This is a genomic window from Streptomyces sp. cf386, from assembly GCF_900103585.1.
Taxonomy (GTDB): domain Bacteria; phylum Actinomycetota; class Actinomycetes; order Streptomycetales; family Streptomycetaceae; genus Streptomyces.
This window is the reverse complement of record NZ_FNHV01000009.1, coordinates 260,328-287,129: the sequence shown is the minus strand read 5'-3', so window position 1 is coordinate 287,129 and position 26,802 is coordinate 260,328. Positions and strand designations below refer to the sequence as shown.

The 26,802-nt window shown below is 71.4% G+C and carries 27 protein-coding genes and 1 pseudogene; 15 read left to right on the top strand and 13 right to left on the bottom strand.

All coding sequences use genetic code 11. The features are described from left to right. Nucleotides 1-23: 23 nt before the first annotated feature. Nucleotides 24-1,100: a sialidase family protein gene (locus BLU79_RS24480; protein WP_093908141.1), complete on the bottom strand. Its 1,077-nt coding sequence runs from the start codon at nt 1,098-1,100 to the stop codon at nt 24-26. Between the two features lie 108 nt (nt 1,101-1,208). Between BLU79_RS24480 and BLU79_RS24475 the strand changes: the two genes are divergently transcribed. Further along, nucleotides 1,209-1,814 (top strand): hypothetical protein, encoded by a 606-nt coding sequence (locus BLU79_RS24475; RefSeq protein WP_093908013.1) that lies wholly within the window; start codon nt 1,209-1,211, stop codon nt 1,812-1,814. 67 nt (nt 1,815-1,881) lie between these two features. Then, nucleotides 1,882-3,171, top strand: coding sequence for an MFS transporter (locus BLU79_RS24470; RefSeq protein WP_093908012.1), 1,290 nt, complete (start codon nt 1,882-1,884; stop codon nt 3,169-3,171). Here BLU79_RS24470 and BLU79_RS24465 read toward each other — a convergent pair whose 3' ends face one another. Beyond that, nucleotides 3,172-3,402, bottom strand: coding sequence for a hypothetical protein (locus BLU79_RS24465; RefSeq protein ID WP_093908011.1), 231 nt, complete (start codon nt 3,400-3,402; stop codon nt 3,172-3,174). It lies immediately after the preceding gene. Nucleotides 3,403-3,460: 58 nt separating this feature from the next. Here BLU79_RS24465 and map point away from each other — a divergent pair, with 58 nt between their 5' ends. Beyond that, on the top strand, nt 3,461-4,318 hold the full coding sequence (gene map / locus BLU79_RS24460; RefSeq protein ID WP_093908010.1) for a type I methionyl aminopeptidase: 858 nt from the start codon (nt 3,461-3,463) through the stop codon (nt 4,316-4,318). A 143-nt stretch (nt 4,319-4,461) separates the two neighbouring features. Beyond that, nucleotides 4,462-5,109: a biliverdin-producing heme oxygenase gene (locus BLU79_RS24455; protein ID WP_093908009.1), complete on the top strand. Its 648-nt coding sequence runs from the start codon at nt 4,462-4,464 to the stop codon at nt 5,107-5,109. A 24-nt stretch (nt 5,110-5,133) separates the two neighbouring features. Here BLU79_RS24455 and BLU79_RS24450 read toward each other — a convergent pair whose 3' ends face one another. The 3 genes and pseudogenes from BLU79_RS24450 to BLU79_RS24440 form a co-directional block, all read right to left on the bottom strand. Beyond that, on the bottom strand, nt 5,134-5,778 hold the full coding sequence (locus BLU79_RS24450) for a PhzF family phenazine biosynthesis protein (RefSeq protein WP_093908008.1): 645 nt from the start codon (nt 5,776-5,778) through the stop codon (nt 5,134-5,136). Beyond that, the gene (locus BLU79_RS24445) at nt 5,771-6,655 is read right to left on the bottom strand and encodes a hypothetical protein (RefSeq protein WP_093908007.1); all 885 of its coding nucleotides are present in this window, start codon (nt 6,653-6,655) and stop codon (nt 5,771-5,773) included. The genes BLU79_RS24450 and BLU79_RS24445 overlap by 8 nt, the downstream gene beginning before the upstream one ends. 242 nt (nt 6,656-6,897) lie before the next feature. Next, nucleotides 6,898-7,440, bottom strand: a pseudogene (locus BLU79_RS24440) (HtaA domain-containing protein); the annotation flags it as partial. A gap of 236 nt (nt 7,441-7,676) precedes the next feature. Between BLU79_RS24440 and BLU79_RS24435 the strand changes: the two are divergent. The 7 genes from BLU79_RS24435 (at nt 7,677) to BLU79_RS24405 (ending at nt 15,091) form a co-directional block, all read left to right on the top strand. Next, on the top strand, nt 7,677-8,681 hold the full coding sequence (locus BLU79_RS24435; RefSeq protein ID WP_093908006.1) for a heme/hemin ABC transporter substrate-binding protein: 1,005 nt from the start codon (nt 7,677-7,679) through the stop codon (nt 8,679-8,681). Further along, nucleotides 8,678-9,763, top strand: a complete 1,086-nt coding sequence (locus BLU79_RS24430; protein WP_093908005.1) for a FecCD family ABC transporter permease — start codon at nt 8,678-8,680, stop codon at nt 9,761-9,763. The genes BLU79_RS24435 and BLU79_RS24430 overlap by 4 nt, the downstream gene beginning before the upstream one ends. 122 nt (nt 9,764-9,885) lie before the next feature. Continuing rightward, nucleotides 9,886-10,701 (top strand): heme ABC transporter ATP-binding protein, encoded by an 816-nt coding sequence (locus BLU79_RS24425; protein ID WP_093908004.1) that lies wholly within the window; start codon nt 9,886-9,888, stop codon nt 10,699-10,701. A 131-nt stretch (nt 10,702-10,832) separates the two neighbouring features. After that, nucleotides 10,833-11,990: an iron uptake system protein EfeO gene (efeO, locus tag BLU79_RS24420; protein ID WP_093908003.1), complete on the top strand. Its 1,158-nt coding sequence runs from the start codon at nt 10,833-10,835 to the stop codon at nt 11,988-11,990. Nucleotides 11,991-12,003: 13 nt separating this feature from the next. Continuing rightward, nucleotides 12,004-13,260 carry an iron uptake transporter deferrochelatase/peroxidase subunit gene (gene efeB / locus BLU79_RS24415; protein ID WP_093908002.1) on the top strand — a complete coding sequence of 419 codons (1,257 nt, stop codon included), beginning with the start codon at nt 12,004-12,006 and terminating at the stop codon, nt 13,258-13,260. 6 nt (nt 13,261-13,266) lie between these two features. Further along, complete coding sequence (gene efeU, locus BLU79_RS24410) at nt 13,267-14,139, top strand: iron uptake transporter permease EfeU (RefSeq protein WP_093908001.1); 873 nt, start codon at nt 13,267-13,269, stop codon at nt 14,137-14,139. Then, the gene (locus tag BLU79_RS24405; protein WP_093908000.1) at nt 14,099-15,091 is read left to right on the top strand and encodes an SCO2278 family lipoprotein; all 993 of its coding nucleotides are present in this window, start codon (nt 14,099-14,101) and stop codon (nt 15,089-15,091) included. Before efeU ends, BLU79_RS24405 begins: the two co-directional genes overlap by 41 nt. Before the next feature lie 25 nt (nt 15,092-15,116). Here the strand turns inward: BLU79_RS24405 and BLU79_RS24400 are convergent, their stop codons facing one another. Next, a complete protein-coding gene (locus tag BLU79_RS24400; protein ID WP_093907999.1) occupies nt 15,117-15,848 on the bottom strand; it encodes a bifunctional DNA primase/polymerase in 732 nt (243 codons plus the stop codon). A gap of 192 nt (nt 15,849-16,040) precedes the next feature. Beyond that, the gene (locus tag BLU79_RS24395) at nt 16,041-16,697 is read right to left on the bottom strand and encodes a TetR/AcrR family transcriptional regulator (RefSeq protein WP_093907998.1); all 657 of its coding nucleotides are present in this window, start codon (nt 16,695-16,697) and stop codon (nt 16,041-16,043) included. A 112-nt stretch (nt 16,698-16,809) separates the two neighbouring features. Between BLU79_RS24395 and BLU79_RS24390 the strand changes: the two genes are divergently transcribed. Next, a complete protein-coding gene (locus tag BLU79_RS24390) occupies nt 16,810-16,998 on the top strand; it encodes a DUF6243 family protein (protein WP_093907997.1) in 189 nt (62 codons plus the stop codon). Nucleotides 16,999-17,041: 43 nt separating this feature from the next. Here BLU79_RS24390 and BLU79_RS24385 read toward each other — a convergent pair whose 3' ends face one another. The 3 genes from BLU79_RS24385 to BLU79_RS24375 form a co-directional block, all read right to left on the bottom strand. Further along, nucleotides 17,042-18,034, bottom strand: a complete 993-nt coding sequence (locus tag BLU79_RS24385) for a small ribosomal subunit Rsm22 family protein (RefSeq protein WP_093907996.1) — start codon at nt 18,032-18,034, stop codon at nt 17,042-17,044. Nucleotides 18,035-18,247: 213 nt separating this feature from the next. Continuing rightward, nucleotides 18,248-19,474 carry a serine hydrolase domain-containing protein gene (locus tag BLU79_RS24380; RefSeq protein ID WP_093907995.1) on the bottom strand — a complete coding sequence of 409 codons (1,227 nt, stop codon included), beginning with the start codon at nt 19,472-19,474 and terminating at the stop codon, nt 18,248-18,250. After that, nucleotides 19,414-20,745 (bottom strand): multidrug effflux MFS transporter, encoded by a 1,332-nt coding sequence (locus BLU79_RS24375; protein ID WP_093907994.1) that lies wholly within the window; start codon nt 20,743-20,745, stop codon nt 19,414-19,416. The genes BLU79_RS24380 and BLU79_RS24375 overlap by 61 nt, the downstream gene beginning before the upstream one ends. 88 nt (nt 20,746-20,833) lie before the next feature. On the opposite strand from BLU79_RS24375, the gene BLU79_RS24370 reads away from it, so the two are divergent. Continuing rightward, nucleotides 20,834-21,868 (top strand): Gfo/Idh/MocA family protein, encoded by a 1,035-nt coding sequence (locus BLU79_RS24370; RefSeq protein ID WP_093907993.1) that lies wholly within the window; start codon nt 20,834-20,836, stop codon nt 21,866-21,868. On the opposite strand, the gene BLU79_RS24365 is transcribed toward BLU79_RS24370, so the two are convergent. After that, entirely contained in the window at nt 21,855-23,495 is a 1,641-nt protein-coding gene (locus BLU79_RS24365) for an alkaline phosphatase D family protein (RefSeq protein ID WP_093907992.1), read from the bottom strand. The two genes, BLU79_RS24370 and BLU79_RS24365, sit on opposite strands and share 14 nt — an antisense overlap. A gap of 134 nt (nt 23,496-23,629) precedes the next feature. Between BLU79_RS24365 and BLU79_RS24360 the strand changes: the two genes are divergently transcribed. Beyond that, nucleotides 23,630-24,409 carry an SDR family oxidoreductase gene (locus BLU79_RS24360; RefSeq protein ID WP_093908140.1) on the top strand — a complete coding sequence of 260 codons (780 nt, stop codon included), beginning with the start codon at nt 23,630-23,632 and terminating at the stop codon, nt 24,407-24,409. A gap of 269 nt (nt 24,410-24,678) precedes the next feature. Here the strand turns inward: BLU79_RS24360 and BLU79_RS24355 are convergent, their stop codons facing one another. Together BLU79_RS24355 and BLU79_RS24350 are read right to left on the bottom strand one after the other, a co-directional pair. Further along, the gene (locus BLU79_RS24355) at nt 24,679-25,665 is read right to left on the bottom strand and encodes an aldo/keto reductase (RefSeq protein ID WP_093907991.1); all 987 of its coding nucleotides are present in this window, start codon (nt 25,663-25,665) and stop codon (nt 24,679-24,681) included. A gap of 83 nt (nt 25,666-25,748) precedes the next feature. Then, nucleotides 25,749-26,075, bottom strand: coding sequence for a hypothetical protein (locus BLU79_RS24350; RefSeq protein WP_093907990.1), 327 nt, complete (start codon nt 26,073-26,075; stop codon nt 25,749-25,751). Between the two features lie 142 nt (nt 26,076-26,217). Here BLU79_RS24350 and BLU79_RS24345 point away from each other — a divergent pair, with 142 nt between their 5' ends. Next, nucleotides 26,218-26,784, top strand: a complete 567-nt coding sequence (locus tag BLU79_RS24345) for a DoxX family membrane protein (protein WP_093907989.1) — start codon at nt 26,218-26,220, stop codon at nt 26,782-26,784. The last annotated feature ends 18 nt before the right edge of the window (nt 26,785-26,802 follow it).

Below are 26,802 nucleotides of genomic sequence, written 5' to 3'. Positions count from 1 at the left end.
TCCGCCCCGCCCGCCCCGTCGGCTCAGGTGAGGCTGCTCACGGGCACCCGCCGGAAGGTGATGTTCTCGTAGGGGCCGAAGTCGCCGGTCTCGTAGAGGAGTCCGACCGTGTCGGCGTCGATCCGTACGAGATCCGAGTACGCGGCGGGCAGCCCGTCCGCCGTGTAGGCGGGCCGCCAGGTGACGCCGCCGTCGGTGGAGGCACGGATCGTCATCAGGGCGCGGGCGGCGGTGGGGTCGGCGGGGCCGGAGAAGAGCAGGACGTCGGGGTCGCGGAGCTGGAGCACGCTGCCCTCGCAGATGGGGGCGACGAGACCGGCCTGCGGGCGGAAGGGCTTGACCAGCGTCTGGCCGCCGTCCGCGGAGTACGCGTCGGCGCGGTTGCCCGGGGACGGGGAGTCGTTGCGGGTGTTGAAGTAGACGCGGCCGTCCGGGAGTTCGGCGGCGGTGGACTCGTTGACGTTGATGTAGCCGTCGGTGTTCTCGTCGACGTAGCCGATGCGCCAGGTGGCGCCCCGGTCGTCGCTGAGCAGACAGTGGCCGCTGTTGTACCTGGCCTCCGTGCCGATGTCGTCGCCGGTGGGCGGGATCGTGTGGTTGGCGGGGACGACGACCCGGCCGGTGCTCAGCTGGATCGCGTGCCCCGGCGTGGTGGCGTACCACCGCCACCCCGCCCGCTTCACCTGCGCGGTGATCTCCCTCGAGCTGGACCAGGTGACCCCGTCGTCGTCGCTGTACCGCACCCAGATCCGGCGGCCGTCGGCGTCGCTCACCTCGCCGCGCAGGATGGCGGCCTCGGTGGCGGTGGCGTGGTTACGGATGTAGACGAGCAGGATGCGGCCGGTGTCGAGGACGACGGGGGCGGGGTTGCCGGCGAGGTGCCAGTTGTTGTCGGCGGCCACACGGAGAGGGCCCCAGGTGCGGCCGCCGTCCGTCGACCGCTTCAGCACGATGTCGATCTGCCCGTGGTCGGCGGCGGACTCGACCCGCCCCTCACAAAAGGCGAGCAGCGTGCCCTCATGGCTGACGACGACCGCCGGGATACGGAAGGAGGCATATCCCCCCTGGCCCGCGCGGAAGGGAATGCTGGTCTCGGACATCGGTTCGTACTCCTCCACATGACCACCGGGCCCTGTGCCTCCCCATGCCGGGCGAATTCGTGGTGAACTCCGGGTCACAAGTGGTCGGTTGCGGCAGGATGCGGGCGCATGGACGCCGTACGTGTCGCGTTGCTGCGCGAAGTGCTCGCCGGGACCGAGTGGCTGGGTCAGACGCGGCGCTTCGCGGGCGCGCTGCGGGCGTCGGCGGTGGCGCACGGCGGCGGGCTGCTGCTGGTCGGCACGCCGGAGTACGAGCCGTGGCATCTGGCGGCCCATCTGGTGGACGAGGCCGCGTGGTCGGGGACGCCGGAGCTGGCCCCGACTCTCGTACGGCATGACGCGCGCGCCTCGGATCCGGCGCATCTGGCGGTCGGCCTCGGGCGGTTGGCGGCGGCGCGGCGCGGGGAGACGCTGCTGGTGGTGTCGCCAGGAGGAGGGACCGGGGCGCCACTGCTGGAACGGGTGCACGACGCCCGACGGGCCGGGGCGACCGTGCTGGCGCTCGGCGCCGACGAGGGGGACCTGACGGCCATGGCACACGAGACGCTGGCCGTGCCCGAGGGTTCCGAGCTGGACCTGGACACCGTGCAGCACCTGGTGAGCGCGGCGGCCGGCGAGAACGCGGTGCCCTCCGGGAGGGGGCGCCGACGCTTCCGCGACCGTCTGTCCCGCCTGGCGGAGTCGCTGACGGCACCGCCGCCCGCACGCTGGTGACCGGCCCACCCCTCCTCGCCGCAAAACCGGTTGCCTACGGCACCGCACCACCCGAGCATGGCCCCTCGTGGCCTCCGTACTCCCCGACCTCACTCCCTGGCGGGCCTCCGCCGACTTCCGGAAGCTGTGGCTGGCCGGGCTGATCTCCTCCTTCGGCAGCTTTCTGACCTTCGTCGCGCTGCCCGTGCAGATCAAGGAACTCACCGGGTCCGCGGCGGCGGTCGGGGCGATCGGGGCCGTGGAACTGGTGCCGTTGATCGCGTTCGGGCTGTACGGGGGCGCGCTCGCCGACGCGCTCGACAAGCGGAAGCTGATCCTGTGGACGGAGGCCGGGCAGGCGGTGCTGAGCGCGGCGCTGCTGGTCAACGCGCTCATGCCGAGCCCCGCCGTCTGGCCGCTGTACGCCGTCGCCGCCCTGTCCTCCGCGCTCGTCTCGGTCCAGCGCCCCGCCCTGGACGCCCTGTGGCCCCGGATCGTGGCCCACGAGCACCTCCCGGCCGCCGCCTCCCTCAACGCGCTGCGCTGGCAGGTCGGCGGCGTGGCGGGCCCGGCCCTGGCCGGCGTGGTCGTCGCGTACGCGGGGCTCGGCTGGGCGTACGGCGCCGACCTCCTGACGTTCGTGGCCTCGGTCCTCCTCGCGCTCGGTATCGCCCCCTCCCCCGCCTCCCACGCCGCCGCGAAGCCGTCCCTCAAGGCCATCGCCGAGGGCGCCCGCTACGCCTGGAGCCGCAAGGAACTCCTCGGCACCTACGTCATCGACATCGCGGCGATGCTGTTCGCGATGCCGCTCGCCGTACTGCCGTTCCTCGCCGACGAGTTGAACGCCCCCTGGTCCCTCGGCCTGATGTACTCGGCCATCCCGGCCGGCGCGATGCTGGTGAGCCTGACCAGCGGCTGGACGTCACGGGTGCACCGGCACGGTCGCCTGGTCGTCCTGTCGGCGGCACTGTGGGGCGCGGCGATCGCGGCCGCCGGCGTCTCACGCGACGTATGGCTGGTGCTGCTGTTCCTGACCCTCGGCGGCGCCGCCGACATGGTGAGCGGCATCTTCCGCGGGGTGATGTGGAACCAGACGATCCCGGACGAGCTACGCGGCCGGCTCGCCGGGATCGAGCTGCTGTCGTACTCGGTCGGCCCGCAGCTCGGCCAGACCTATGTGGGCGGGATGGCCGCCTGGAGGGGCGTGCGGACGTCGATCTGGTCGGGCGGGCTGCTGTGCGTGGGCGCGGTGGGGCTGCTGACGCTGTGCCTGCCGAAGCTGATGTCGTACGACGCGCGCACGAACCAGCACGCGGTACGGCTGCGGGAGCAGCGGGCGGCGGCAGCCACACCGGTGCCGACGGCTACGGAGAGTTGATCAGTTGTCGTCCGCCGGGCCCGTCGGGGCGTCGTGCCACCTGGGGTCGTTCTCCCACTCCAGGTTGCGCTCCCGGGCGAGGTCCATCGCCTGCTGGGCCTCCTGGCGGGTGGCGTACGGCCCGAAACGGTCCTTGGCCGGGCACTCCGGCCCCTCCTCGACCTTCTTGTGCACGAGGCAGTAGTACCACTCCCCGGGCTTCCCGACCGTGCGCTTCTTGAACAAGGCCATGACCGGCTCCTCTCACCACCGACATGTTCCCCCATGCCCGCTGGTTAGACTCGCCTGCATGTCTGGCCAGTCGCTGCTCGTCCCAGGGGACCTGTCCCCCACCCGTTCCGTGCCCGGAAACATCCGCCGCCCCGAGTACGTCGGCAAGCCCGCGCCGACGCCGTACACCGGTCCGGAGGTGCAGACCCCGGAAACCGTCGAGGCGATGCGTGTCGCCGGCCGTATCGCCGCGCGGGCGATGGCCGAGGCGGCGAAGCTGATCGCGCCCGGCGTGACGACGGACGAGCTGGACAAGGTGGCGCACGACTACATGTGCGACCACGGCGCCTACCCCTCGACGCTCGGCTACCGCGGCTTCCCCAAGTCGCTGTGCACCAGCGTCAACGAGGTGATCTGCCACGGCATCCCGGACTCCACGGTGCTGCGCGACGGCGACATCATCAACCTCGATGTGACGGCGTACATCGGCGGAGTGCACGGCGACAACAACGCGACGTACCTGGTGGGCGACGTCGACGAGGAGAGCCGCCTGCTGGTGGAGCGGACGCGGGAGTCGTTGGCGCGTGCGATCAAGGCGGTCAAGCCGGGCCGCCAGATCAACGTCATCGGCCGGGTGATCGAGTCGTACGCCAAGCGCTTCGGCTACGGGGTGGTCCGCGACTTCACCGGTCACGGCATCAACTCGTCGTTCCACTCGGGCCTGATCATCCCGCACTACGACAGCCCGCACGCGACGACGGTCATCCAGCCCGGCATGACCTTCACGATCGAGCCGATGCTGACGCTCGGGACGCACGAGTACGACATGTGGGACGACAACTGGACGGTCGTCACGAAGGACCGGAGGCGGACGGCTCAGTTCGAGCACACGCTGGTGGTGACGGAGACGGGGACGGAGATCCTGACGCTCCCCTGACCACCGACCACCGACCACCGACCATCGGTCACACCGATTGAAAAGCCCGCCCTGCCAGGGCGGGCTTTCTCTTGTACCCTTTTACCGACAGGGTGTCGGCAAGCTATTGACTTAGGTAAGCCTTACCTTAGAGGATGTGCCCTATGGAGTCCTTCTCGACACTCATCCGCACCGCGTCCCATGAACAGCACGTGGAGGCCGAGACCTCGACGTTCATGAGCGACCTGCTCGGCGGACGGCTCGGCGTCGACGCGTACGCGCGCTACACCGAGCAGCTGTGGTTCGTGTACGAGGCGCTGGAGACCGGCACCGAGCGGCTGGCGTCGGACCCGGCGGCGGGTCCGTTCATCCAGCCGGAGCTGTTCCGGCTGGCGTCGCTGGAGCGGGACCTTGCACATCTGCGGGGTTCGAACTGGCGCTCAGGCCTGTCCGCCCTGCCCGCCACCCAGGCCTATGCGGACCGGGTACGGGAGTGCGCCGGCGACTGGCCGGCCGGCTACATCGCCCACCACTACACCCGCTACCTCGGCGACCTCTCCGGCGGCCAGATCATCCGCGACAAGGCGGAGAAGACGTGGGGCTTCGCGCGCAAGGGCGACGGCGTCCGCTTCTATGTCTTCGAGGAGATCTCCAACCCGGCCGCCTTCAAGCGGGGTTACCGCGAACTGCTGGACGCGGTCCGGGTGGACGATCTGGAGAAGCAGCGGATCGTGGCGGAGTGCAAGAAGGCGTTCGCCCTGAACACCGCGGTGTTCAGGGCGTTGGGCGAGGAATTTCCGCTGAGCGCCTGAGGCTCAGAGTCCGTTCGGAGGCTCTCAGCGCTCCAGGACCACCCGGCCGCCGAGTTCGACCCAGTCGCCGGGCTGGGGTGCGGTGAGCAGCTGGGAGCCGGCGCCCTGGGTGATGTTGAGCGCCCGGCCCAGCTGGTGGGTGAGCTGGATGGCCGCGGCGCCGGTCGCCTCGTCCTCGTCGATGCCGTCACCGCGGCCGGGGAAGCCGCGGACCCGGACACGTCCGGCGGCCTCGTCCTCCCAGGCCCAGGCGTACAGCCATTCACCGGGTGGCGGCACCTCCAGGTCGTCGACCTCGGCGGCCGTCGCGTACTGGCGCAGGGTGCGCGGCGGGGCCCACTCCGCCCGCGCCTCGATCCAGCTGAACTCCCCGTCCAGCCGCGTGCCCACCACGCCGGCGGGCGTCACCAGCTCGGGCACGTCGAGGAGCCAGGCCGTGCCGACGCAGGGGTATCCGGCGAAGGGGAGTCGCAGGGAGGGCGTGTAGATGTCGATGACCCCGCGCTCGGGGTCGTCCACGAAAACGGTCTCACTGAAGCCGAGCTTCCCGGCGAACGCCTGCCGGTCCGCCCGCTCGGGCATGACGGAGCCCTCGCGGACGACGCCGAGTTCGTTGCCGTATCCGCCCTTGGGGCCGCAGAAGACGCGGAGGACGTCGTAGTCAGTCACGGGGGAATTGAAACATCGCGCGGGCGGCGAGGTCGTCCCAGGCGGCGGCTCCGCCGGGGAGGGCCCAGGAGGCAGTGTGTGCGGTGTCGTACGGAAGGGATGCGATGACGTCGGCGTAGCCACGTTCCAGTGCGGCTCGTTGATGCATGAGGTTCGGATGGGGCGCGCAGGAGTCCAGACGCGCCATGTGCTGCCCGTGCGCCGTCGTGATCTCGTCGGCCGTCGCCCGCCAGCGCTCCTCGTCCGCCACTGGCTTGAGCTCCACGCACACCGGCTCCGCCCCCTCCGCCAGCGCGGCCATGGCGCGGTCGTGGCCGTCCAGGATCAGCCACCCGTCGAGGAACGTCACCCACCACAGGAGCACGGGCGCGAGCGTGCCGTCCCGGGCGTGCTTGCGGTACGCCTTCACTCGCGGGGCGTCGGGCGGGGAGAGGCTGCGCAGGGGCAGGACTCCGTGCCAGCCGCCCCCGCAGTACAGCTCCAGGCTCCCGCCCGGCCAGTCCCGGACGAAGTCCTCGGTCCAGATGCCCGGTGCGAATGACGCTCGCCGGGTGATGTGCCAGCGACCGTCGTGCAGGGGGCCGTCTGCTGTCTCCTCCAGCCAACGCGCGTACTGGTGCGTCCAGTCGGTCCCCTCGCGCATCGCGTCGGAGCGCAGATGCGGGAGGGGTGAGCGGAAGCCGTCGAGGCGGTGCATCGCCAGGTCCTTGCAGCAACCCTTGTCCTGCGTACGGCCGAGCAGCAACGGCCGTTCCCCCTGCCTCAGCAGCAGCCCCTGCTCCGCCGTCTCGAAGCGCAACGTCGGTGGGCCGGGACAGCCCCGTATGTTCAGTACCAGCCGTCCCGGCCCCAGAAGTTCCCTGTACCCCCTGTTCATCGGGACAGTCTTACGCCTCCGTACGCCGCCTGCGCATCGCGAACACCACACCCGCCCCGGCCGCCACCGTCACCGCGGCCGCCGTCCCCAGCGCAGCCACCGGTACGTCCGAACCCGTGCCGGCCAGGCCACCCGTGACCCCGCCCGTCGCCGAGCCCGTGCCGCCGGTGGTCGAACCCGTCGTGCCGGAGGAGCCGCCTGTCGTACCCCCGAACGAGCCGCCCGTCGTGCCCCCCGTCGCCCGGCAGTTCCGCGTCCGCCGTCAGGGCCACCGACAGGTCCACCGGGCCGAGTTCGGTGCCGGCGGTGCAGTACCCGGCGAAGGACTTCGCGCCCTCGGCGGTGAGCGTGGCGGGCAGGTTGTTCAGGACCACCGCGCTCCCGCCGCCCCGCATGTCGATCCCGCCGAGGGAGAGGGAGGCGAAGGGCACCTGTGAGGACGTCGTGACCGTCCCGGTGCCCTTCGCCTTGCTGGTGACGTCCACGTGGAGCGTTCCGGTGGAGCCCGAGGCGCGCACGGTGGGGTGACTGATGGTGAGGTCGAGCTGGTAGGTGCCGGCGTCCGTCTTGTGGCCGACGAAGTGGACCCCGCCGGAGAAGGACGCGGCGAAGGCGCCGGTGTCGCCGTCGTACGTCCCCGTCGCCGAGTGGAAGCGGAAGCTGCCCGTGCCGACGGTGGCCGCGCCGCTCGTCAGCGAGTAACTCCCCTTCGCGATGGGCCCGGTGACGTAGCTCTGGAAGGAGGACTTGAGGCCCCAGTCGAGCCGGCCGCCCTGCACGGTCCGCCCCCCCCGGGGGACATGGTTGACCTCCGAGGCATGGACAAGATCCCGCCAGTCTCGAACCGACTCCATCCAGGCAAGGTAAGGCTAACCTAAGGTACGACTGGTTCCGGCGGTAGGCAGGGAAGCGGCCACGGTTGACGACCACCGGACCGAGACCAGGCCGACAACCAACCGACAACCAAAGAGCGCACGTCAGACGGGCGCGGAGAGGACGGCCCACCGTGCGACCCAGACCCATGCGCGCACGACTGACGGGCGCACTGCTGGCGGTGCTCGCCCTCACGACGGCGACGGCCTGCGGGGGCTCCACGGCGGCGGCCCCCGCGAAGAAGACGACCGCCGCGGCGGCGACCGCCAACCGGGTCGAGCCCCTCGGCGGCACGCCGACGCCGAAGCTCCCGGTCACCGTGCCGTCGGCCGACGGCACGGATGTGACGGTGGAGCAGGCGGAGCGCCTCGTCCCCCTCTCCGGCAGCCTCAGCGAGATCGTGTTCACGCTCGGGCTCGGCGATCGCGTCGTCGCCCGCGACATCACCGCCACCTTCGAGCAGGCGGCGAAGCTGCCCGTGGTCACCCGGGGCCATGACGTCTCCGCGGAGAGCGTGCTGTCGCTCAGGCCCGACCTGGTGCTCGCCGAGAAGACGACCGGCCCCGCGGAGGCCATCGACCAGATCCGCGCCGCCGGCATCCCGGTCCTCGTACTCGACCCCGCGCAGGGCCTCGACGACGTCGGCCCGCGCATCCAGGCCGTCGCCGACGCGCTCGGCGTACCGTCGGCGGGGAAGCGGCTGACCGAGCGGTCGCAGGCCCGGATCGCCGCCGTACGCAAGGAAGTTCCGTCCCGCGACGACCGACCGCGGGTCGCCTTCCCCCATCTGCGCGGCTCCGCCTCCGTCTACCTCATCGGCGGCAAGGGCTCCGGCGCCACTCCCCTCATCGAGGCGGCCGGAGGGGTCGACGCAGCGGCAGAGTCGGGGCTGGAGAAGGACTTCACCGCCATCACCAGCGAGGCCCTGGTGAAGGCGGCGCCGGACGCGATTCTCGTGATGACCAAGGGGCTTGAGTCCGTGGGCGGCGTCGACGGGCTGGTGGAGATCCCGGGGGTCGCCCAGACACCCGCCGGGGCGGACCGCCGGGTCGTCTCGATCGAGGACGGCGCGCTGCTGAGCTACGGGCCGCGCACCGACCAGGTACTGAGGTCGGTCGTGGCGCAGCTGTACAAGAAGGGCGACTCGGCATGACCGTACTGGAGAAGGCCGCACCCGAGGCCGTGGCCGAAACCCCGGCCCGCAGCCGGCACACCACCGCCTGGTTGCTGACCGTCGGTATGAGCGTCGCCCTCCTCGTCCTGGTCCCGGTGGCCGCCGGGATCGGCGCCTATCCGATCCCGGTCGGGGACGTGCTCGCGTCCGTGACGCACAAAGTCGGGCTGGGCGGCGGCGAGTTGGACCGGGTCGCCGAGTCGGTGCTGTGGAACGTCCGCTTCCCGCGGATCGTGCTCGCGCTGCTCATCGGGGCCTCGCTGGGGTGTGCCGGAGCGTTGATGCAGGGGGTGTTCGGCAATCCGCTGGCCGAACCGGCCACCATCGGCGTCTCCCTGGGCGCGGCGGTCGGGGCGGTCGCCGCGATCTCGCTCGGGCTGACCTTCCTCGGCAACTGGACCCTGCCCGCGATGGCGTTCGTCGCCGGGCTCGGCACCGTGCTGCTGGTGTACGCGATGTCCCGCTCGGGCGGCCGTACGGAGGTCGTGACCCTGATCCTCATGGGCATCGCGGTCAACGCCTTCGCCGGGGCGCTCATCGGTCTGTTCATCTTCCTCGCGGACACCGCCGCGGTGAACCAGATCACCTTCTGGCAGCTCGGCTCCCTCGCCCAGTCCACCTGGCCCAAGGTGACGGCGGTCCTGCCGTGCGCGGCCGTGGGGCTGGTGGTGGCGCCGCTGTACGCGCGTCGCCTGGACCTGCTCGCGCTGGGCGACCGGGCCGCGCGGCATCTGGGGGTGGACGTGGAGCGGATGCGGGTTGCGTTGATCCTGGTCGTCGCGCTGCTGACGGCGGCCGCGGTGAGTGTTTCCGGGGTCATCGGGTTCATCGGGCTTGTCGTGCCTCATCTGCTGCGCATGGCCGCGGGGCCGGGGCATCGGTTTCTCATTCCGGGGAGTGCGTTGGGTGGGGCGGTGGTGTTGCTGGCGGCGGATCTCGCTGCGCGGACCGTTGCGGCGCCGGCGGAGTTGCCGCTCGGCGTTCTGACCGCGCTTCTTGGTAGTCCGTTCTTCTTCTGGCTGTTGCGTCGGACTCGGCGGCGACAAGGGGGGTGGGCCTAGGAGGTCGTGTGTCGGCTGCGGGTGAGTGGGGGCTGGTCGCGCCCACGCGGCGGTAGCCGCAAATCAACACAGCCCCGCGCCCCTCAGGTTCTCCAGTCCCCTTCTCGACAAGGACCCCCTCCGTGAGACTGCTCCGCCCTCGCCCCACTCCCCCCTCCCCCGCCGAACCCGGCGACATCCTCGCCACCGCCGAGTCGCTGCACGTTCGTCTCGGTGCCCGTGACGTGCTGACGGGCGTCTCCGTGACCGTCCGGGCCGGCGAAGTGCTCGCCCTCGTCGGGCCCAACGGTGCCGGAAAGTCGACCCTGTTGAGCGCGCTGGCCGCCGATCTCCCGGCCGCCGAGGGGGGCGTACGGATCCACGGTCGGCCGGCGGCCGACTGGCCCGCGCCCGAGCTGGCCCTCCGTCGCGCCGTGCTACCGCAGTCGGCGGCCCTCTCCTTCCCCTTCACGGTCGAGGAGGTCGTCCGGATGGGCCGTGCGCCCTGGGCCGCGCTCGGGATGGAGGACGACGACGCGGCCGTCGCCGAGGCCATGGCCGTCACCGAGGTGGCCGCCTTCGCCGTACGGCCGTTCTCCGCGCTCAGCGGCGGTGAGCGGGCCCGGGTCGCGCTCGCCCGGGTGCTGGCCCAACGCGCCCCGCTGCTGCTGCTCGACGAACCGACGGCGGCCCTGGACCTCAGGCATCAGGAGCTGGTGCTGCGGCTGTGCCGGGAGCGGGCGCGGGCCGGGGACGCGGTGGTCGTCGTACTCCACGACCTGGGGCTCGCGGCGGCCTACGCGCACCGGGTCGCGATCCTGCGCGCCGGGCGGGTCGCGGCCGACGGGCCGCCCGCCGAGGTGTTCTCCGAGCGGCTGCTCTCGGAGGTGTATGACCAGCCGGTGGAGGTGCTTGCGCATCCGCGGACCGGGGAGTTGCTGGTGACCCCACGCCGCTGAACCACTCCCCTGACGCACTCCGCTGACCCACGCCAAACCTTTGACGTTCCTTTGACTTCCCTATGGGATCGTTTTTGGCCACTTAGGTAATCCTTATCTTCGTTAGGCGAGCCTCACCTTCTGGAGCCCTTATGCGCGCCGTCAGACGTCCCGTCACCACCGCCCTCGCCGCCGTGGCGGCCCTGACCGCCGTCACGGGGTGCACCGAGAAGGGCAGTTCGGCGGGCAGCGACCGGGTCGTCAACGTGACCGCGACCGACGACAAGTGCGAGGTGTCGAAGAAGGAGTTCCCGGCCGGGCACGTCGAACTCGCCATCGAGAACAAGGGGTCCAAGGTCACCGAGGTCTACATCCTCTTCCCGGACGACCGCATCGTCACCGAGCGCGAAAACATAGGCCCCGGCACCAAGCAGACCGTCACCGCCGAGGTGAAGGCGGGCGATTACACGATCGCCTGCAAGCCCGGCATGAAGGGCGACGGCATCCGGCAGACCGTCAAGGCCACCGGCAAGGGCACGGTCGCCCAGCGGGATCCGCGGCTGGACAGCGCCGTCGCCGCCTACCGCGAGTACGCGCAGGCGCAGGCCGACGAGACACTGCCGAAGGCTGAGGCGTTCGCCAAGGCCGTCAAGGACGGCGACATCGAGGCCGCGAAGAAGGCCTACGCCCCCTCCCGCATCGGCTGGGAGCGCACCGAGCCGGTGGCCGAGTCCTTCGGCGACATCGACCCTAAGGTCGACGTCCGCGAGGACGGCCTGGGGGAGGGTCAGGACCCGGAGAAGGACTGGACGGGCTGGCACCGTCTGGAGCGCTCGCTCTGGCAGGACAAGAAGCTCACCGACCGCGACTCGGAACTCGCCGACCAGCTGATCACCGATCTGAAGGACTGGCAGAAGCGGGTCGGCAAGGCCGAGATCACCCCGACCTCCATGGCCAACGGCGCCAAGGAGCTCCTCGACGAGGTCGCCACCGGCAAGGTCACCGGCGAGGAGGAGCGCTACTCGCACACCGACCTGGTCGACTTCAAGGCCAACGTCGAGGGCGCCCAGAAGGCGTACGAGCTGCTGAAGGCGGTCGCGAAGGAGAACGAGCCGGAGTTGGTCACCGAGCTCGACACGCAGTTCGGCGCGCTGAACACGCTGCTCGACAAGTACCGGGCGGACAAGGCGTCGTACGACTTCACCTCGTACGACAAGGTCGGCGAGGCCGACCGCAAGGAGCTGTCGGACGGCGTCAACGCGCTCGCGGAGCCGCTGTCCAAGCTCGCCGCCGCCGTCGTCGTGAAGTAAGGCGGACGCCCTCATGACCGAGATCTCTCCGACTCCGTCCCGGCGTGCGCTGATCGGCTGGGGTGGTGCCGGGCTCGCGCTCGGTGCCGTCGCGGCCGGCGGTGCCGTGGCGATGAGCCGCACCGGCGACGACGTGGCTCCGGCGGGCGCCGACGCGGGCGCCGCGATCGACTTCCACGGCGACCGGCAGGCGGGCATCGCCACGCCGGTGCAGGACCGGCTGCACTTCGCCGCGTTCGACGTGAAGACCGACGACCGCGCCGAGTTCGTGCGGATGCTGAAGGACTGGACGGAAGCCGCACGCCGGATGACCGCCGGGCAGGCGGTAGGCGAGGGTGCGTACGGCGGTCTGGCCGAGGCGCCGCCGGACGACACCGGTGAGGCGCTGGGGCTGAAGCCGTCGCGGCTGACGCTGACGATCGGCTTCGGGCCGTCGCTCTTCGAGAAGTACGGCGAGGCGTTCGGCATCGCGGACGCCCGCCCCGAAGCCCTCGCCGAGCTGCCGAAGTTCGCCGGGGACAACCTGGACCGGAACCGCAGCGGCGGCGACCTGTGCGTCCAGGCCTGCGCGGACGATCCGCAGGTCGCGGTGCACGCCATCCGCAACCTGGCCCGCATCGGCTTCGGCAAGGTCGTCATCAAGTGGTCCCAACTGGGCTTCGGGAAGACCTCGTCGACAACGCCGGAGGAGCAGACTCCCCGCAACCTCATGGGGTTCAAGGACGGCACCCGCAACATCGCGGGCACGGAGGCGGACCGGCTGAAGAAGTTCGTGTGGGTGGACGAGCAGGACGGTCCGGCGTGGCTGAACGGCGGCTCCTACCTCGTCGCCCGCCGCATCCGTATGCACATCGAGACCTGGGACCGCACCTCCCTGCAGGAGCAGGAGGACATCATCGGCCGGGACAAGGGCGAGGGCGCCCCGGTCGGCAAGGCCAAGGAGCGCGACGAGCCGTTCCTGAAGGCGATGCTGCCCGACGCGCACGTCCGGCTCGCGCACCCCGACTCCAACCACGGGGCGACGATCCTGCGCCGCGGCTACTCCTTCACCGACGGCACCGACGGGCTGGGCCGGCTGGACGCGGGCCTGTTCTTCCTGGCCTACCAGCGGGACCCGCGCACCGGGTTCATCCGCATCCAGCGCAATCTGGCGCTCGACTCGCTCAACGAGTACATCCAGCACGTGGGTTCGGCGCTGTTCGCGATCCCGCCCGGCGTCCGCGACAAGGACGACTGGTGGGGCAGCACCCTGTTCGGCAAGGAGGCGTGAGGGCTGATGTTCTCCAACTACCTGATCGGCCTGCGCGAGGGCCTGGAGGCGAGCCTGGTCGTCTGCATCCTCATCGCCTACCTGGTGAAGACGGATCGCCGGGACGCCCTCAAGCCCATCTGGATCGGCATCGGCGTCGCGGTCCTCCTCGCGCTCGGCTTCGGCTGCGCGCTCGAATTCGGCTCGCAGGAGCTGACGTTCGAGGCGCAGGAGGCGCTCGGCGGTTCTCTGTCGCTGCTCGCGGTGGGCCTGGTGACGTGGATGGTGTTCTGGATGCGGCGCACCGCCCGGCATCTGAAGGCCGAGCTGCACGGCAAGCTGGACGAGGCCCTGCGGATGGGCACGGGCGCGCTGGTCGCGACCGCGTTCCTGGCGGTCGGCCGGGAGGGTCTGGAGACGGCCCTGTTCGTCTGGGCGTCGGTGCGCGCGGCCGGCGACGGCAGCCCGCGCCCGATGATCGGCGCCGCCCTCGGCATCGCCACGGCGATCGTCCTGGGCTGGCTGTTCTATCGCGGCGCCGTGCGCATCAACCTCGCGAAGTTCTTCACCTGGACCGGCGGCATGCTGGTGGTCGTGGCGGCGGGCGTGCTGGCGTACGGCTTCCACGACCTGCAGGAGGCGCGGTGGCTGCCGGGCCTGAGCGACAAGGCGTTCGACATCAGCGACACCGTCGATCCGTCGAGTTGGTACGGCACCCTGCTGAAGGGAATCTTCAACTTCCAGCCCGATCCGACCGTCCTCCAGGTCACGGTGTGGCTGCTGTACCTGGTCCCGACACTCACGCTGTTCCTCGCACCGGTAGGGTTCGCCTCCGGGAAGGGGAAGGTGAAGGGACCTGATGAGCAGGGAACGCGGCCCTCAAAGGCTCCGCAGGCTTGACCGGAGCGCACTGATTGCAGCCTCGCTGACCGCTTTGTCGTTGACGGCGAGCGGATGCGTGGTCGTCCACGGGGAGCGGGAGATCCTCCCCTCGGCCACCAAGGCGGAGGCCACCAAGGCGCTCGAAGAGTTCACTTCCGCGTACAACAAGGCGGACAAGGCGTACGACAGCTCCCTCGACGCCGACTACGTCACCGGCGCCCTGGGCGACATCGACGGGGCCCGGCTGACGGCGGGCAAGGCGGTCAGCCCCGGCGGCAACGCGGCGCACACTCCGCTGAAGCTGTCGGACGTCAAGATCACGATCCCGAAGAAGGCGGGCTGGCCACGCTGGTTCATGGCCGACGCGGCCGGCAACAAGTTCGGCACCGCGCGCTGGATCTTCGTGTTCACCCGGGGCGGTCTGGACGAGCCGTGGGAGGCGGCGTATCTGACGCTGGTGGCCCCCGACGACATGCCGAAGTTCAAGACGGACAAGGACGGCTGGGCCGAGGCCGTCCCCGCGAACTCGACCGAACTGGCCATGCCGCCCGTGGACTTGAGCAAGGAGTACGCGGGCTATCTCAAGGACGGCGGGAACGCCTTCGCGGACGGCCGCCACACCAGCGAGTGGCGTGCCGACCGGACGAAGGCCGCCAAGCGGCCGGGCCTGGTCAGCCAGTTCATCGACGAGCCGCTCACCAGCGGCGACTACGCCCCGCTGGCGCTGCGCACCACGGACGGCGGCGCGCTGGTGTTCTTCACCACGCGCTACTACGAGAAGCGGACGGCCTACGCCGGCACCTCGGTCCCCTCGCCCGGCAAGGCCGTGGAGGCCCTGACGAAGGGCGAGATCAAGCAGTCGCTCACGATGGAGATCATCTCCAACGAACTGGCGCTGGATCCGAAGGGCTCCGGGAAGGTCGAGGTCATCGGCCGGACCCAGGGTCTGACGTCGGCGAAGGGCGAGTAGCGGCGCCACCGCCAGGCCCTACGGCTCAGCGGCGGAGGGGCCAGGCCGCGGAGACGTGGTCGGGCTCCTCGCCGACGTAGCGGGAGCAGGCGTCGGTGAGGACTTCCAGCAGGCTCAGCGGGTCGGGCAGCGGGTGTTCGAGGCCGCGCACCCAGTGCACGGTCTGGCCCTCGCCGGGCAGTTGGGCGGGCGGTACGAGGACGTAGGACCCGCGGCAGTGCCAGCGCAGTCCCGGGTGCTCGTCCATGGTCTCGGGGTGGCAGTCCAGCTCGCAGGGCCACCACTCGTCCTCGTCCTCGGGGGTGCCGCGGGTGAGGGTGAACAGGAGCATGCGGCCGTCGTCGCTCTCGGCGACCGGGCCGACCTCGATACCGGAGGCGAGCAGCCGCTCCAGCGCCTCGCGCCCGGCCTCGATCGGCACGTCGAGCACGTCGTGCACCATGCCGGTCGCGGTGATGAAGTTGGCCTGCGGCTGATGCCGGGCCCACCGCTCGATCTGTCCTCGATCGGTGGTGGACTGCGTCTGCCAGGCGAAGGACACCGGGTGCCGGGCCGGGGTGGGACAGCCGATCCGATCACAGGAACAGCGGTAGCCGGCCGGGTGCGCGGCGGGCGCGAGGGGCAGTCCGACGGCGGCGGCGGCCAGCAGCAGGGCCTCCCTGCCACCGTCGTCGGCGGTGTCCTTCGGGCGGCGTCCGCGCAGCCATTGGGTGAGTTTGCCCTGTAGGCCGGCCCTGCCGCCCAACTCCGCGCTCATCTATCGCCTCGCCTCGCTGTCGTGCGGAACAGCATGCCCTATGGTCCCATCATCGTGCGCCTCGGGGGGCCGTAGCGGACAACCGGGCCAGGTGGGGCGAGGTGTGCACTCCCCTGCGATCAGGGATAATGGGCTGCTTTGGCGGGATTTACGGCCCTTGCCGTGTGCGCCCGGACTTACAGACTTACGGCCCTACCGGGTGCGCGGTGCAAGGCCGTGCAGGGCGTAGTCGACGAGGGTGTCCGTGTACTCGTACGAGATCGGGCCCGTGTACTGCAGCCAGCGCTGGGCGAGGGGCGAGACGAAGAGTTCGAGGGCGATGCGCGGGTCGATCTCCGGGCGCACGTCCCCGGCCTCCTGCGCCGAGCGCAGCCGGTCGACGTAGAGCTGGAGCGAGGGTTCGAGGAGCTTGGTCACGAACTCCCGGCCGAGCTGCTCGTTGACCACGCCCTCGGCGGCGAGGGCGCGGGACGGGGCCTCGAAGCGGGGGTCCTTCAGCTCGTCGACGGTGGCGCGCAGTACGGCCTTCAGGTCGGCGGCGAGGTCTCCGGTGTCCGGGATGGCGTACGGCTCAAGGCCCGAGTCCCGCACGGACTGCTCCCCGAGATCGAGGAACGCCTCCATCAGCACCTCGGCCTTCGACGACCACCAGCGGTAGATCGTCTGCTTGCCGACGCCGGCGCGGGCGGCGATGCCCTCGATGGTCGTCCTGGGGTAGCCGACCTCGACGACGAGGGCGAGGGCGGCGTCGTAGATGGCGCGGCGGGACTTCTCGCTGCGGCGGGTGGTGTTGGGGGCGGGGTGATCGATTTTCCCGGGGGAATTCTGCGCGGACTTCTGGGCTGCCATGGCTTGAATTTATCAGGTTGACAAGACGGAGCGTCTCGCTGGACCCTGATCGGGTGATCGAGACGATACGTCTCGTTGAGTGATGGATGTGGATGACGAAAGGAGCCTCACCATGGCCCGAGGCGGCGGAAACATGCTCGGAGTCGGCGGCGCGCGGCGGAACCTCGGCCGCAAGGCGCTGCGCGGGGGTGGTCAGGGCAGCCGGATCGGCGGCGGTACGGACCCCGCGGCGCAGAAACGGGAACTGCTGCGGAAGTTCCAGGAGAAACAGGGAGAGGGGGCGCCCGACGAGTCGTCGTGACCGACCACGCCCCTCTTCACCCGGCCACCGACCGCGCCCCTCTTCACTCGGCCGGCGGCCAGGCGTCGCCCCAGTCCGCGTCGCGGGCCGCCTTGTAGAGGTCGCCGTGGCGTTTGGTGACAGTCGTGCGGCGCAGGGCGGGCTCGGTTTCGCACAGGTCGAGGAGGACCTGGCCCTTGCGGATCTGGGGTTTGCGTACGACGCGGGCGGGGGCCGGGGTGACCGGGAGGCGGGTGGCGGCGACGTACGCGAACTTCTCGTCCTCGTAGGCGAGGGAGCCGCCCTTGATCTGGCGGTGGAGCGAGGAGCGGCTGACCCTTGCCGAGAAGTGGCACCAGTCCGTGCCGGGGGCGATGGGGCAGGCGGCGCTGTGCGGGCAGGGGGCGGCGACGTGGAAACCGGCGGTGACGAGGCGGTCCCGGGCCTCGATGACGCGGGTGTAGCCGTCCGGGGTGCCGGGTTCGACGATCACGACCGACTGGGCGGCGGAGGCGACCGTGTCGAGGAGGGTGGTGCGGTCGGGGGCGGTGAGTTCGTTGAGGACGTAGGAGACCGTGACGAGGTCGGTGGGGTCCAGGGTAAGGGCCGTGCCGATGCGGGCTCGCTGCCAACGGGCGTTCTTCAGCGCGGGGTTGGCGGCGGCGATCTCCCGGCCGATCGCGAGGGCGGGCTCGGCCCAGTCCAGCACGGTGACGCTGCGCTCGCCGGGCCAGGCGGCTGTGACGGCCCAGGTCGCTGCGCCGGTTCCGCCGCCGACGTCGGTGTGGCTGGTCGGGGTCCAGTCCGGGACGGCCTGTGCGAACGCCTCCAGTGCGGCGTGGACCGCCTCGAAGGTGGCGGGCATGCGGTAGGCGGCGTAGGCGGCCACGTCTGCGCGGTCGCGGAGGATCGGGGTGTGGGTGGGGGTGGCGCCGCCCCGGTAGGTGGCGATCAGCCGGTCGACGGCCTGGGTGGCCTGGCGGGGCGGGAGGCCGTCGAGGAGGGTGGCGAGGCTGTGGCGCAGGGTCTCGGCGGGAGGGGGGACGGGGGCGTTCACTCGGCGATTCTACGAGGGCGCGCGGCGTGGGGGTGGGCGAGGCTTTTCTCGCCCCCGCCGCCCCTACCCGTCCCCTCACTGGGGGCTGCGCCCCCAGACCCCCGCTTCGGCCCTGAAGGGGCCTCGTCCTCGAACGCCGGACGGGCTGAAAACAGCCCCTGGGGATGGGACGGGTAGGGGCGGCGGGGGCGAAAGACAACACGGCCCGCACCCCTACAACCCCCGAACCGCCCGCGCCACCCGCGTCCCCACCGCCGCCCGCGGCCCTCCCCCAGACTCCGTCCGGGGGGACCCCCATCTCGCTTCGCTCGCAGCCCCCCGCCGCCGCGGATGCACCGTATTCGCCAGCAGCACCACAAACGTGTCCGTCGCCGGATCCACCACCAACGACGTCCCGGTGAAGCCGGTGTGCCCCGCCGCCCCTCGCCCCGCCAACTCCCCCATGAACCACGGCTGATCGACCCCGAACCCCAGCCCGGGCGCGGTCAGCAGCAGCTCCACGAAGTCCGGGCCGAGGATGCGGGCGGGCCCGTACGCGCCGCCCGACAGCAGTGCGCGGCAGAAGACCGCCAGGTCCCGGGCGGTCGAGAACAGGCCCGCGTGCCCCGCCACCCCACCCAGCGCCCACGCGTTCTCGTCGTGCACGACACCCCGCAGCATCCCGCGTTCCGCCTTGGCCCACGGCCGCCGCTGGTCCTCGGTCGCCGCCGCGCCGGGGCACGGGCCGAAGCGGGTCGCGGCCATGCCGAGGGGGCGGGTGATGCCGTCGTGGACGAGGACGTCGAGCGTGCGGCCGGTGATGCGTTCCAGTACGTGCTGGAGCAGGAGGAAGTTGAGGTCCGAGTAGCAGTACGTGCCGGGCACCCCGATCGGCGGTTCCGCCCGCAGCAGCTCCAGCCGCTCCGCGTCGTCAGCGCAGTCGTACAGCGGCAGTTCGGGCCGCAGCCCCGAAGTGTGCGTGAGCAGCTGCCGCACCGTGACGTCGTGCCGGGCCGCCGCACGGAAGTCCGGCAGATACGCCCCGACCCGCGCGTCGATGCCGAGCGTGCCCCGCTCGATCTGCTGCACCGCGGCCACCGAGGTGAAGAGTTTCGTGAGGGAGGCCAGGTCGAAGGGGGTGTCCGTGGTCATCGGGACGCGGGAGTCGGGCGGCAGCTCCACCCCGACGTCCTTCTCCTCGTCGTAGGAGGCGTACCGCACGGCCCAGCCCGCCGCCTCCTCGACGGCGAGGCAGGGCCCCCGCCCGACGGCCAGCACCGCGCCGGCCGCCCAGGGGCGAGAGCCGGTGGTGAGGTCGTGGACCTCGCGGACGAGATGACGGATCTCCTCGGGGTCGAGTCCGGCCCTTTCCGGCGTGTCCCCGCGCAGTCTCGGCGCGCTCAGCTCTCTGCTCCCTCCGCACCCGCATGTCCATCCGCACGTCTGTTCCAAGGACGGCACATTCCCATGAAGCAGGCCAGCGCCACCAGTGCTGCGGCCAGTTGGACGACGGCCATCGGGACGGCGGTGTCCTCACCGGCGACGCCCACGAGGGGCGAGGCGATCGCGCCGATGAGGAAGGAGGACGTGCCGAGGAGCGCGGACGCGGAGCCCGCGGCGTGCTTGGTGCGCAGGAGGGCGAGGGCCTGGGTGTTGGGGAGGGTGATGCCCATCGCGGACATCAGGACGAAGAGGGCCGCGGCCACGGGGAGCAGTCCGACCTCGCCGAACACGCCCAGGGACATCAGCAGCAGCGCCGTCGCGGCGAGGATGACGATCGCCAGGCCCGCCCCGAGCACCCGGTCCAGGCTGACCCGCCCCACCAGCACCTTGCCGTTGATCTGGCCGACCACCACCAGCCCGACCGAGTTGATCCCGAACAGCAGGCTGAAGGTCTGCGGCGAGGCCCCGTAGATCTCCTGGATCACGAACGGCGACGCCGCTATGTACGCGAACAGCGCGGCGAAGGCGAACCCGCCGGCCAGCGTGTACCCGGCGAAGGCCCCGTCGGCGAGCAGGCCGCGCATCGCGCGCAGGGCGGTGCCGACCCCGCCGCCGTGCCGGTCGTCCGCCGGGAGGGTCTCGGGGAGCTTCCACCAGACGAGCCCCGCCAGCAGCGCCCCGACGGCCGTGAGCACGACGAACACGCCCCGCCAGTCCGTCACTTGCAGGACCTGTCCGCCGATGAGCGGCGCCACGATGGGGGCGACCCCGGAGATCAGCATGAGGGTGGAGAAGAAGCGGGCCATCGCCAGGCCGTCGTAGAGATCGCGTACGACCGCCCGCGCGATCACGATCGCCGCCGCACCCGCGAGGCCCTGCGCCAGCCGGAAGGCGATCAGGGCCTGGACGGTGGGCGCGAGCGCGCAGAGCGCCGTGGCCAGCACATACACCGCCAGGCCTGCCAGCAGCGGACGCCTGCGGCCCCATCGGTCGCTCATCGGGCCGACCACCAGCTGCCCGAACGCCATGCCGGCCAGGCAGGCGGTGAGCGTGAGCTGGACGGTCGCGGCGGGGGCGTGCAGGGACCCGGTGACCTCGGGGAGCGCCGGGAGGTACATGTCCATCGCCAGCGGGGGCGTGGCCGTCAGTCCGCCGAGGATGAAGGTGACGAGGAAGCCGGTGCGGCGGAGGGAGCGGGTGGGCGGTTGTTTCGCCGGGGCCGTCGTTTTCTCGGAGGTCGATCTCTCCGCGTGCGATACGTCCGGTATCGGCCCCCCAGGGTCACCCATGCGCCCCTCCCTCTCCTCGTGATCCGCCCTCTATGCTCTCAGCTCGTACAGAGTGCCGATGGTCACACGATCGAGGGGCGGGGCCGCGATGGCCGAGCAGAGCGTGCGGTGGGGGATCCTGGCGACCGGCGGGATCGCGGCCGCGTTCACGGCCGATCTGGTCGACATGCCCGACGCCGACGTGGTCGCGGTGGCCTCGCGGAGCCAGGCCACCGCGGACGCGTTCGCCGAGCGTTTCGGGATTCCGCGGGCGTACGGCGACTGGAACGCGCTCGCCGAGGACGGCGACATCGATGTCGTGTACGTAGCCACCCCGCACTCGGCACACCGCACGGCCGCGGGGCTGTGTCTGGAGGCCGGGCGGAACGTGCTGTGCGAGAAGGCGTTCACGATCAACGCGCGGGAGGCCGAGGAGCTGGTCGCCCTGGCCGGTGCGCGGGGCAGCTTCCTGATGGAAGCCATGTGGATGTACTGCAACCCGCTGATCCGGCGGCTCAAGGCGCTCGTGGACGACGGCGCGATCGGCGAAGTGCGCCATGTCCAGGCCGACTTCGGGCTGGCCGGCCCCTTCCCGCCGGCGCACCGCCTGCGCGACCCGGCCCAGGGCGGCGGCGCGCTGCTGGACCTCGGTGTGTACCCGGTCTCCTTCGCCCAGCTGCTGCTCGGGGAGCCGTCGGACGTCACGGCGCGCGCGGCGCTGTCCGCGGAGGGCGTCGACCTCCAGACGGGAGCCCTGCTGTCCTGGGAGAGCGGCGCGCTCGCCTCGCTGCACTGCTCGATCGTCGGCGGTACGGCCACCTCGGCGTCCGTGACCGGCTCGGGCGGCCGTATCGACGTACCGAACGGCTTCTTCTTCCCGGACCGTTTCGTGCTGCACCGCGACGGCCGTGACCCCGAGGAGTTCACGGCCGACCCGGCGGACGGGCCACGGGGCAGCCTGCGGCACGAGGCCGCCGAGGTGATGCGGGCCGTGCGCGCCGGGGAGACCGAGTCCCCGCTGGTGCCGCTCGACGGCACGCTGGCCGTGATGCGGACGCTCGACGCGATCCGGGACCGCGTCGGCGTCCGCTACCCGGGCGAGGCCCCCGAAGAGGACCGCGCGCCCGCGCTCACACCGGCGTGAGCCCCGGCTCCCCCACCTCCGTGACGAAGGACGCGGCCGTCGCGATCGGCGCCCCGGGCGTGGTCACGTACGGCACGGTCTTGAAGTCGGCCCGTGCCCGCTCTTCTCCCAGCGCGACGGTCACGTATCCGCGCCGCCCGTTGTAGAACTTCATGTGCGGGTTGGCCTGCATGTACGTGTCCCAGTTGGCGGGCTTGTCGACGCCGTCCCGGCCGCTCGCGATCGACGTGGCCACGATCTCCGTGCCGAGCGTGTCGGAGTCGGGGTCGTCGAAGTCGTCCTTGATGTCGAAGCCGTAGCCGACGTGGACGTCACCGGTGAGCACCATCAGGTTCTCGATCCCGGCGGCCTTGGCCCCGTCCAGCACCCGGCGCCGGGAGGCGCGGTAGCCGTCCCAGGCGTCCATCGACACCCTCGACGGCGAGGTGAGGTCGAAGTTGCGCTGGGCGAAGGTGACCTGCTGCGGTACGACGTTCCACAGCGCGCTCGACGAGCGCCATCCGTCGAGCAGCCACCGCTCCTGTGTCGCGCCGGTCATCGTGCGCGCCGGGTCGTCGACGTCCGGGCCGGGGATCTGGGAGCCGTCGCCGTACGCCTGGTTGGAGCGGTACTGCCGGGTGTCCAGCACGTCGAACTGGGCGAGCCGGCCCCATTGCAGGCGCCGGTAGAGCCGCATGTCGGGGCCGGTGGGCTGCTGGGGGCTGCGCAGCGGCTGGTTCTCCCAGTAGGCGCGATAGGCGGAGGCGCGGCGCAGCAGGAACTCCTCCGGCGGGACGCTGTTCTCCGGGATGTCGCCGGCGTAGTTGTTCTCGGTCTCGTGGTCGTCCCAGGTGACGACGAAGGGGTGCGCGGCGTGCGCGGCCCTGAGGTCGGGGTCGGTCTTGAAGAGGGCGTAGCGCAGGCGGTAGTCCTCCAGGGTCATCGTCTCGCGGTTGAAGAGCGCGGGGAGCGTGCGGTCGGTGTAGTTGCGGTACCCGCCGACGGAGTTGACCGCGTACTCGTACAGGTAGTCGCCCAGGTGGAAGACGACGTCCACGTCGTCCTGGGCGAGATGGCGGTACGGCGTGAAGTAGCCGTCGGCGTACGCCTGGCAGGAGACGGCGGCGAGGGTGAGGGAGCCCACCTCGCTGGTGGCGAGGGGCGCGGTGCGGGTGCGGCCCGTCTCGCTGATCCAGGTGCCGGTGCGGAAGCGGTAGTAGTAGACGCGGTCCGCGTCGAGCTGGTCGACCTCGACGTGGACCGTGTGGTGGAACTCGGGGTGCGCGGTGGCGGTGCCGCGTCTGGCGACGCGGCTGAACTGCTCGTCGTGCGCCAGCTCCCAGTCGACGGTGACGCGTTCGGCGGGCAGTCCGCCGTCCGGCTGATACGGGACGGGCGCGAGCCGGGTCCACAGGACGACGGAGCCGGGCAGTGGGTCGCCGGAGGCGACGCCGAGGGTGAAGGGGTTGGCGGTGATCTTGCGGGCGTCGAGCCGGGCGGCGCTCGCCGCGCCCGCGGCCGGCAGGTTCACGGCGAAGGCGAGCGCCGCTGCCGCGCCGGTGAGGGTCAGGAAACGGCGGCGCCCGATGTGCCGGGCTGCGGCGCGCAGTTCGGGGGCGTGCTGGGGCAGGTCTGTTGCGATGGTCATCCGGTCCTCCCCTGACTGATGGATGCACGAGGCATTGGAGTGGCCGGGGACGACACTCGCTTGGCGCGTACACAACACCCGGATGGCAGACAGATGAGTTCCGAATGGCGGACCCTCCCGTACGCTGCGGGCCCATGAACGAGAGGCAAACGGACGCGAGGATCACGGGCCCGAGGATCGCCGTGGTGACCGGCGCGGGCTCCGGCATCGGACGCGCGGTCGCGGTGGAACTGCTGCGCGCGGGCTGGTCGGTGGCGCTGGCCGGGCGGCGCGTCGAGACGCTGGAGGAGACGGCGGGGCTGGTGCCCGACAGCGCATCGCTCACCGTACGGACGGACGTGTCACGGCAGGAGGACGTGGCCGCGCTGTTCGCCGCCACCGTGGAGCGGTTCGGGCGGGTGGACCTGCTGTTCAACAACGCGGGCACGTTCGGTCCCGGCGGGGTGCCGGTCGAGGAGCTGTCGTACGACGCCTGGCGGCACGTGGTGGACACCAACCTCAACGGGGCGTTCCTGTGCGCGCAGGCGGCGTACCGGCAGATGAAGGAGCAGGACCCGCGGGGCGGCCGCATCATCAACAACGGCTCGATCTCCGCGCACACACCCCGTCCGCACTCGGTGGCCTACACGGCGACCAAGCACGCGCTGACCGGCCTGACCAAGTCGCTGTCGCTGGACGGGCGGCCGTACGACATCGCCGTCGGCCAGATCGACATCGGCAACGCGGCGACCGACATGACCGTGCGAATGGAGGCGGGCGCTCTCCAGGCCAACGGTTCCGTGGTACCCGAGCCGGTGATGGACGTGGCCGACGTGGCGCGGACCGTGCGGCACATGGCGGAGCTGCCCTTGGAGGCGAACGTGCAGTTCGCGACGGTGCTGGCGACGGCGATGCCGTACGTGGGGCGCGGCTGAAATTCCTGAGCCCCGCTCACCACCTCCACAACTTGCACAACCGGAATATGAAGTTCCGCTGCATCGCGGCCGGTGAGCGGCATATGCTCAACGCGCCCTGCACCAGAGCTTCACATATGGAGCACAAGGCTTCCGCAGGCCACTCCGAGGGGGGAGGCGGCAGCCGTTCCACGATCACCGGGTGGGGGTGGACTTCGCGTGGGACCGCGAGGTGCGCACCGGTGCGTGGAACGGCTGCCGCGTAAGTCGTAGGCGGCGCGTGGCGATACTCAGCGACCGAGGATCCGATCCACCTCGCCCATCTGCTCGCCGGTGAGCGGCCCCTTCGCCAGCGCACCCGCGTTCTGCTCGGCCTGGGCGACGGAACGGAACCCCGGGATCGGCACGGTGCGCGGGCTGCGGGCCCACAGCCAGGCGAGGGCGCCCTGACCGAGCGTACGGCCGTCGCTGGTGAGGACGTCCTTCAGCGCGTCGACGCGGGCCACCCACTCCGGGTCGGCGCCGGACCCGTCCGCGAACCCCTGCAGCCACTGCGGCGGCCGGTTGCGGATGTCCCCGGCCTCCAGCGCCTCACCGCTCCGGCGCTTGCCGGTCAGCAGCCCCATCGCCAGCGGGCTGCGGTTGATACTGGCCAGCTCCAGCCCCTCGCACAGCGCGAACATCTCCGGCGCGTCCTGGAGCACATTGGCCATGTGCTGTACGGCCGCACAGTGCTCCCCTCGCGCGAAGACGGCGGCGCGGGCCGGGTCGTCGGTGCTCCACGCGTAGGCGCGGACGAGCCCCTCGCGCACGAACTCCCCGCAGACGTCGCGGAGTTCGGCCGCGCGCTCCGGGTCGGCGTCGGAGAGGTGCAGTTGGTAGAGGTCGATGTAGTCGGTGTCCAGCCGCTTGAGCGAGGCGGTCAGCGCGCGGCGGGCGTACTCCACCGAGTCATCGGCACCGGTGAGGGTGCGGGTCTCCTCGTCGAAGACGTTGCCCCACTTGGTCGCGACGACGACCTCGGCGCGACGCTTGCCCAGGGCGCGGCCGAGGACCCGCTCACTGTGGCCGGCGCCGTAGGTGTCCGCGGTGTCGAAGAAGGTGACGCCCAGGTCGAGGGCGCGGCGGACGGCCCGTACCGACTCCTCGTCGTCCACCTTGCCCCACCCCAGGGGCTGCCCGTCGCCGGACTGCCACTCACCGCCGATGGCCCAGCAGCCGAAGCCGAGAGCGCTTACCTCGATGCCGGTCCGTCCCAAAGTCCTCTTGGTCTCCATGGGGTGGGACGGTAGGGGTTGGAGCGCACACGAAGGCAAGCCCCTGAGGGGCGGCTTGCCCGCGACGGCTTCCTGTTGACCGGCTACGCCTGCCCGGTCTCGAACCGCGAGATCCTGCCGTCGTCCTCGATCTCGAAGTGCCACCGGGTGCGCATCTCGCCCCAGGTGTCATTGCGGTAGGAGGCGATGAGGTCGCGGCCGCGGTTCGACTCGTTGTCGACCTCCATATGACCGTGGGAGGTGAAGATCTCCCGGTCGATCCAGTCGGCGAGGTCGCGGTCGGTGCCGTCGTCCGCCATGGTCGCGCCGGGCGCGAGGATGCTCAGGAAGCCCTCGCGGTCATGGGCGTTGACGGCGGTGACGAAGGCGCGGACGGCCGGGTCGCTGAGTTTGGACGTCTGAATCGTCATACGGGTCAGCCTCACACCGCCCCCGCCGACCCGCCACCCGAACGGCGGCGAGGGCGGGCCGGGTGGGTGCCGTGGGTGCGACGGTGGATACGCGGGAGGGGATCCGTTCCTGCTGACTGTTCCGGGAGTCGCTTTGGGTGCTGTGCGTGCTTTCGATCGACGTGATCTGGGTCTGCTGTTGCTCCGGCTGGGTGCCGGCGGGGTGCTGGCCGCGCACGGCACCCAGAAGCTGTTCGGCTGGTTCGGCGGGCACGGCATCCATGGGACCGGCCAGTTCATGGAGTCGGTCGGCTACCGGCCGGGCAAGGCGAGCGCGACGGCGGCGGGCCTCGCGGAGACCGGTGGCGGCACGCTGCTGGCGCTGGGGCTGGCGACGCCCGCGGCGGGCGCGGCGGCGGCCGGGGCGATGGCGGGGGCGTCCGCGGTGCACGCCCCGAACGGCTTCTTCAACCAGGGCGGCGGCTACGAGTACGCGGCCACCCTCGCCCTCGCCGCGACCGGTCTCGCGATCGCGGGCCCGGGCCGGCTCTCCCTCGACCACGCTCTCGGCCATGTCGTCGACCGCGGCTGGATGGTCCCCACGGCACTCGCGGCGACGGCCACGGTGACGGCGCTGGTGGTGGGGGCGCGGAACCGGAGGCTGGACAGGCCGGAGAAGGGGGAGGGCGCGGCCGGGATCGAGGGGCAGGAGGCCCTGTTCGAGGAGTAGAGGTCTCTTCCCCTCCGC

Bases quoted from the DNA above. Each gene is read 5' to 3' on its own strand.
- map (WP_093908010.1), top strand. From the start codon at position 3,461: ATGTCTGGCCAGTCGCTGCTCGTCCCAGGGGACCTGTCCCCCACCCGT.
- BLU79_RS24475 (WP_093908013.1), top strand. From the start codon at position 1,209: ATGGACGCCGTACGTGTCGCGTTGCTGCGCGAAGTGCTCGCCGGGACC.
- BLU79_RS24435 (WP_093908006.1), top strand. From the start codon at position 7,677: ATGCGCGCACGACTGACGGGCGCACTGCTGGCGGTGCTCGCCCTCACG.
- BLU79_RS24445 (WP_093908007.1), bottom strand. From the start codon at position 6,655: ATGAACAGGGGGTACAGGGAACTTCTGGGGCCGGGACGGCTGGTACTG.
- BLU79_RS24430 (WP_093908005.1), top strand. From the start codon at position 8,678: ATGACCGTACTGGAGAAGGCCGCACCCGAGGCCGTGGCCGAAACCCCG.
- BLU79_RS24360 (WP_093908140.1), top strand. From the start codon at position 23,630: ATGAACGAGAGGCAAACGGACGCGAGGATCACGGGCCCGAGGATCGCC.
- BLU79_RS24395 (WP_093907998.1), bottom strand. From the start codon at position 16,697: ATGGCAGCCCAGAAGTCCGCGCAGAATTCCCCCGGGAAAATCGATCAC.
- BLU79_RS24390 (WP_093907997.1), top strand. From the start codon at position 16,810: ATGGCCCGAGGCGGCGGAAACATGCTCGGAGTCGGCGGCGCGCGGCGG.
- BLU79_RS24400 (WP_093907999.1), bottom strand. From the start codon at position 15,848: ATGAGCGCGGAGTTGGGCGGCAGGGCCGGCCTACAGGGCAAACTCACC.
- BLU79_RS24370 (WP_093907993.1), top strand. From the start codon at position 20,834: ATGGCCGAGCAGAGCGTGCGGTGGGGGATCCTGGCGACCGGCGGGATC.
- BLU79_RS24405 (WP_093908000.1), top strand. From the start codon at position 14,099: ATGAGCAGGGAACGCGGCCCTCAAAGGCTCCGCAGGCTTGACCGGAGC.
- BLU79_RS24350 (WP_093907990.1), bottom strand. From the start codon at position 26,075: ATGACGATTCAGACGTCCAAACTCAGCGACCCGGCCGTCCGCGCCTTC.
- efeB (WP_093908002.1), top strand. From the start codon at position 12,004: ATGACCGAGATCTCTCCGACTCCGTCCCGGCGTGCGCTGATCGGCTGG.
- BLU79_RS24365 (WP_093907992.1), bottom strand. From the start codon at position 23,495: ATGACCATCGCAACAGACCTGCCCCAGCACGCCCCCGAACTGCGCGCC.
- BLU79_RS24355 (WP_093907991.1), bottom strand. From the start codon at position 25,665: ATGGAGACCAAGAGGACTTTGGGACGGACCGGCATCGAGGTAAGCGCT.
- efeO (WP_093908003.1), top strand. From the start codon at position 10,833: ATGCGCGCCGTCAGACGTCCCGTCACCACCGCCCTCGCCGCCGTGGCG.
- BLU79_RS24480 (WP_093908141.1), bottom strand. From the start codon at position 1,100: ATGTCCGAGACCAGCATTCCCTTCCGCGCGGGCCAGGGGGGATATGCC.
- efeU (WP_093908001.1), top strand. From the start codon at position 13,267: ATGTTCTCCAACTACCTGATCGGCCTGCGCGAGGGCCTGGAGGCGAGC.
- BLU79_RS24375 (WP_093907994.1), bottom strand. From the start codon at position 20,745: ATGGGTGACCCTGGGGGGCCGATACCGGACGTATCGCACGCGGAGAGA.
- BLU79_RS24455 (WP_093908009.1), top strand. From the start codon at position 4,462: ATGGAGTCCTTCTCGACACTCATCCGCACCGCGTCCCATGAACAGCAC.
- BLU79_RS24465 (WP_093908011.1), bottom strand. From the start codon at position 3,402: ATGGCCTTGTTCAAGAAGCGCACGGTCGGGAAGCCCGGGGAGTGGTAC.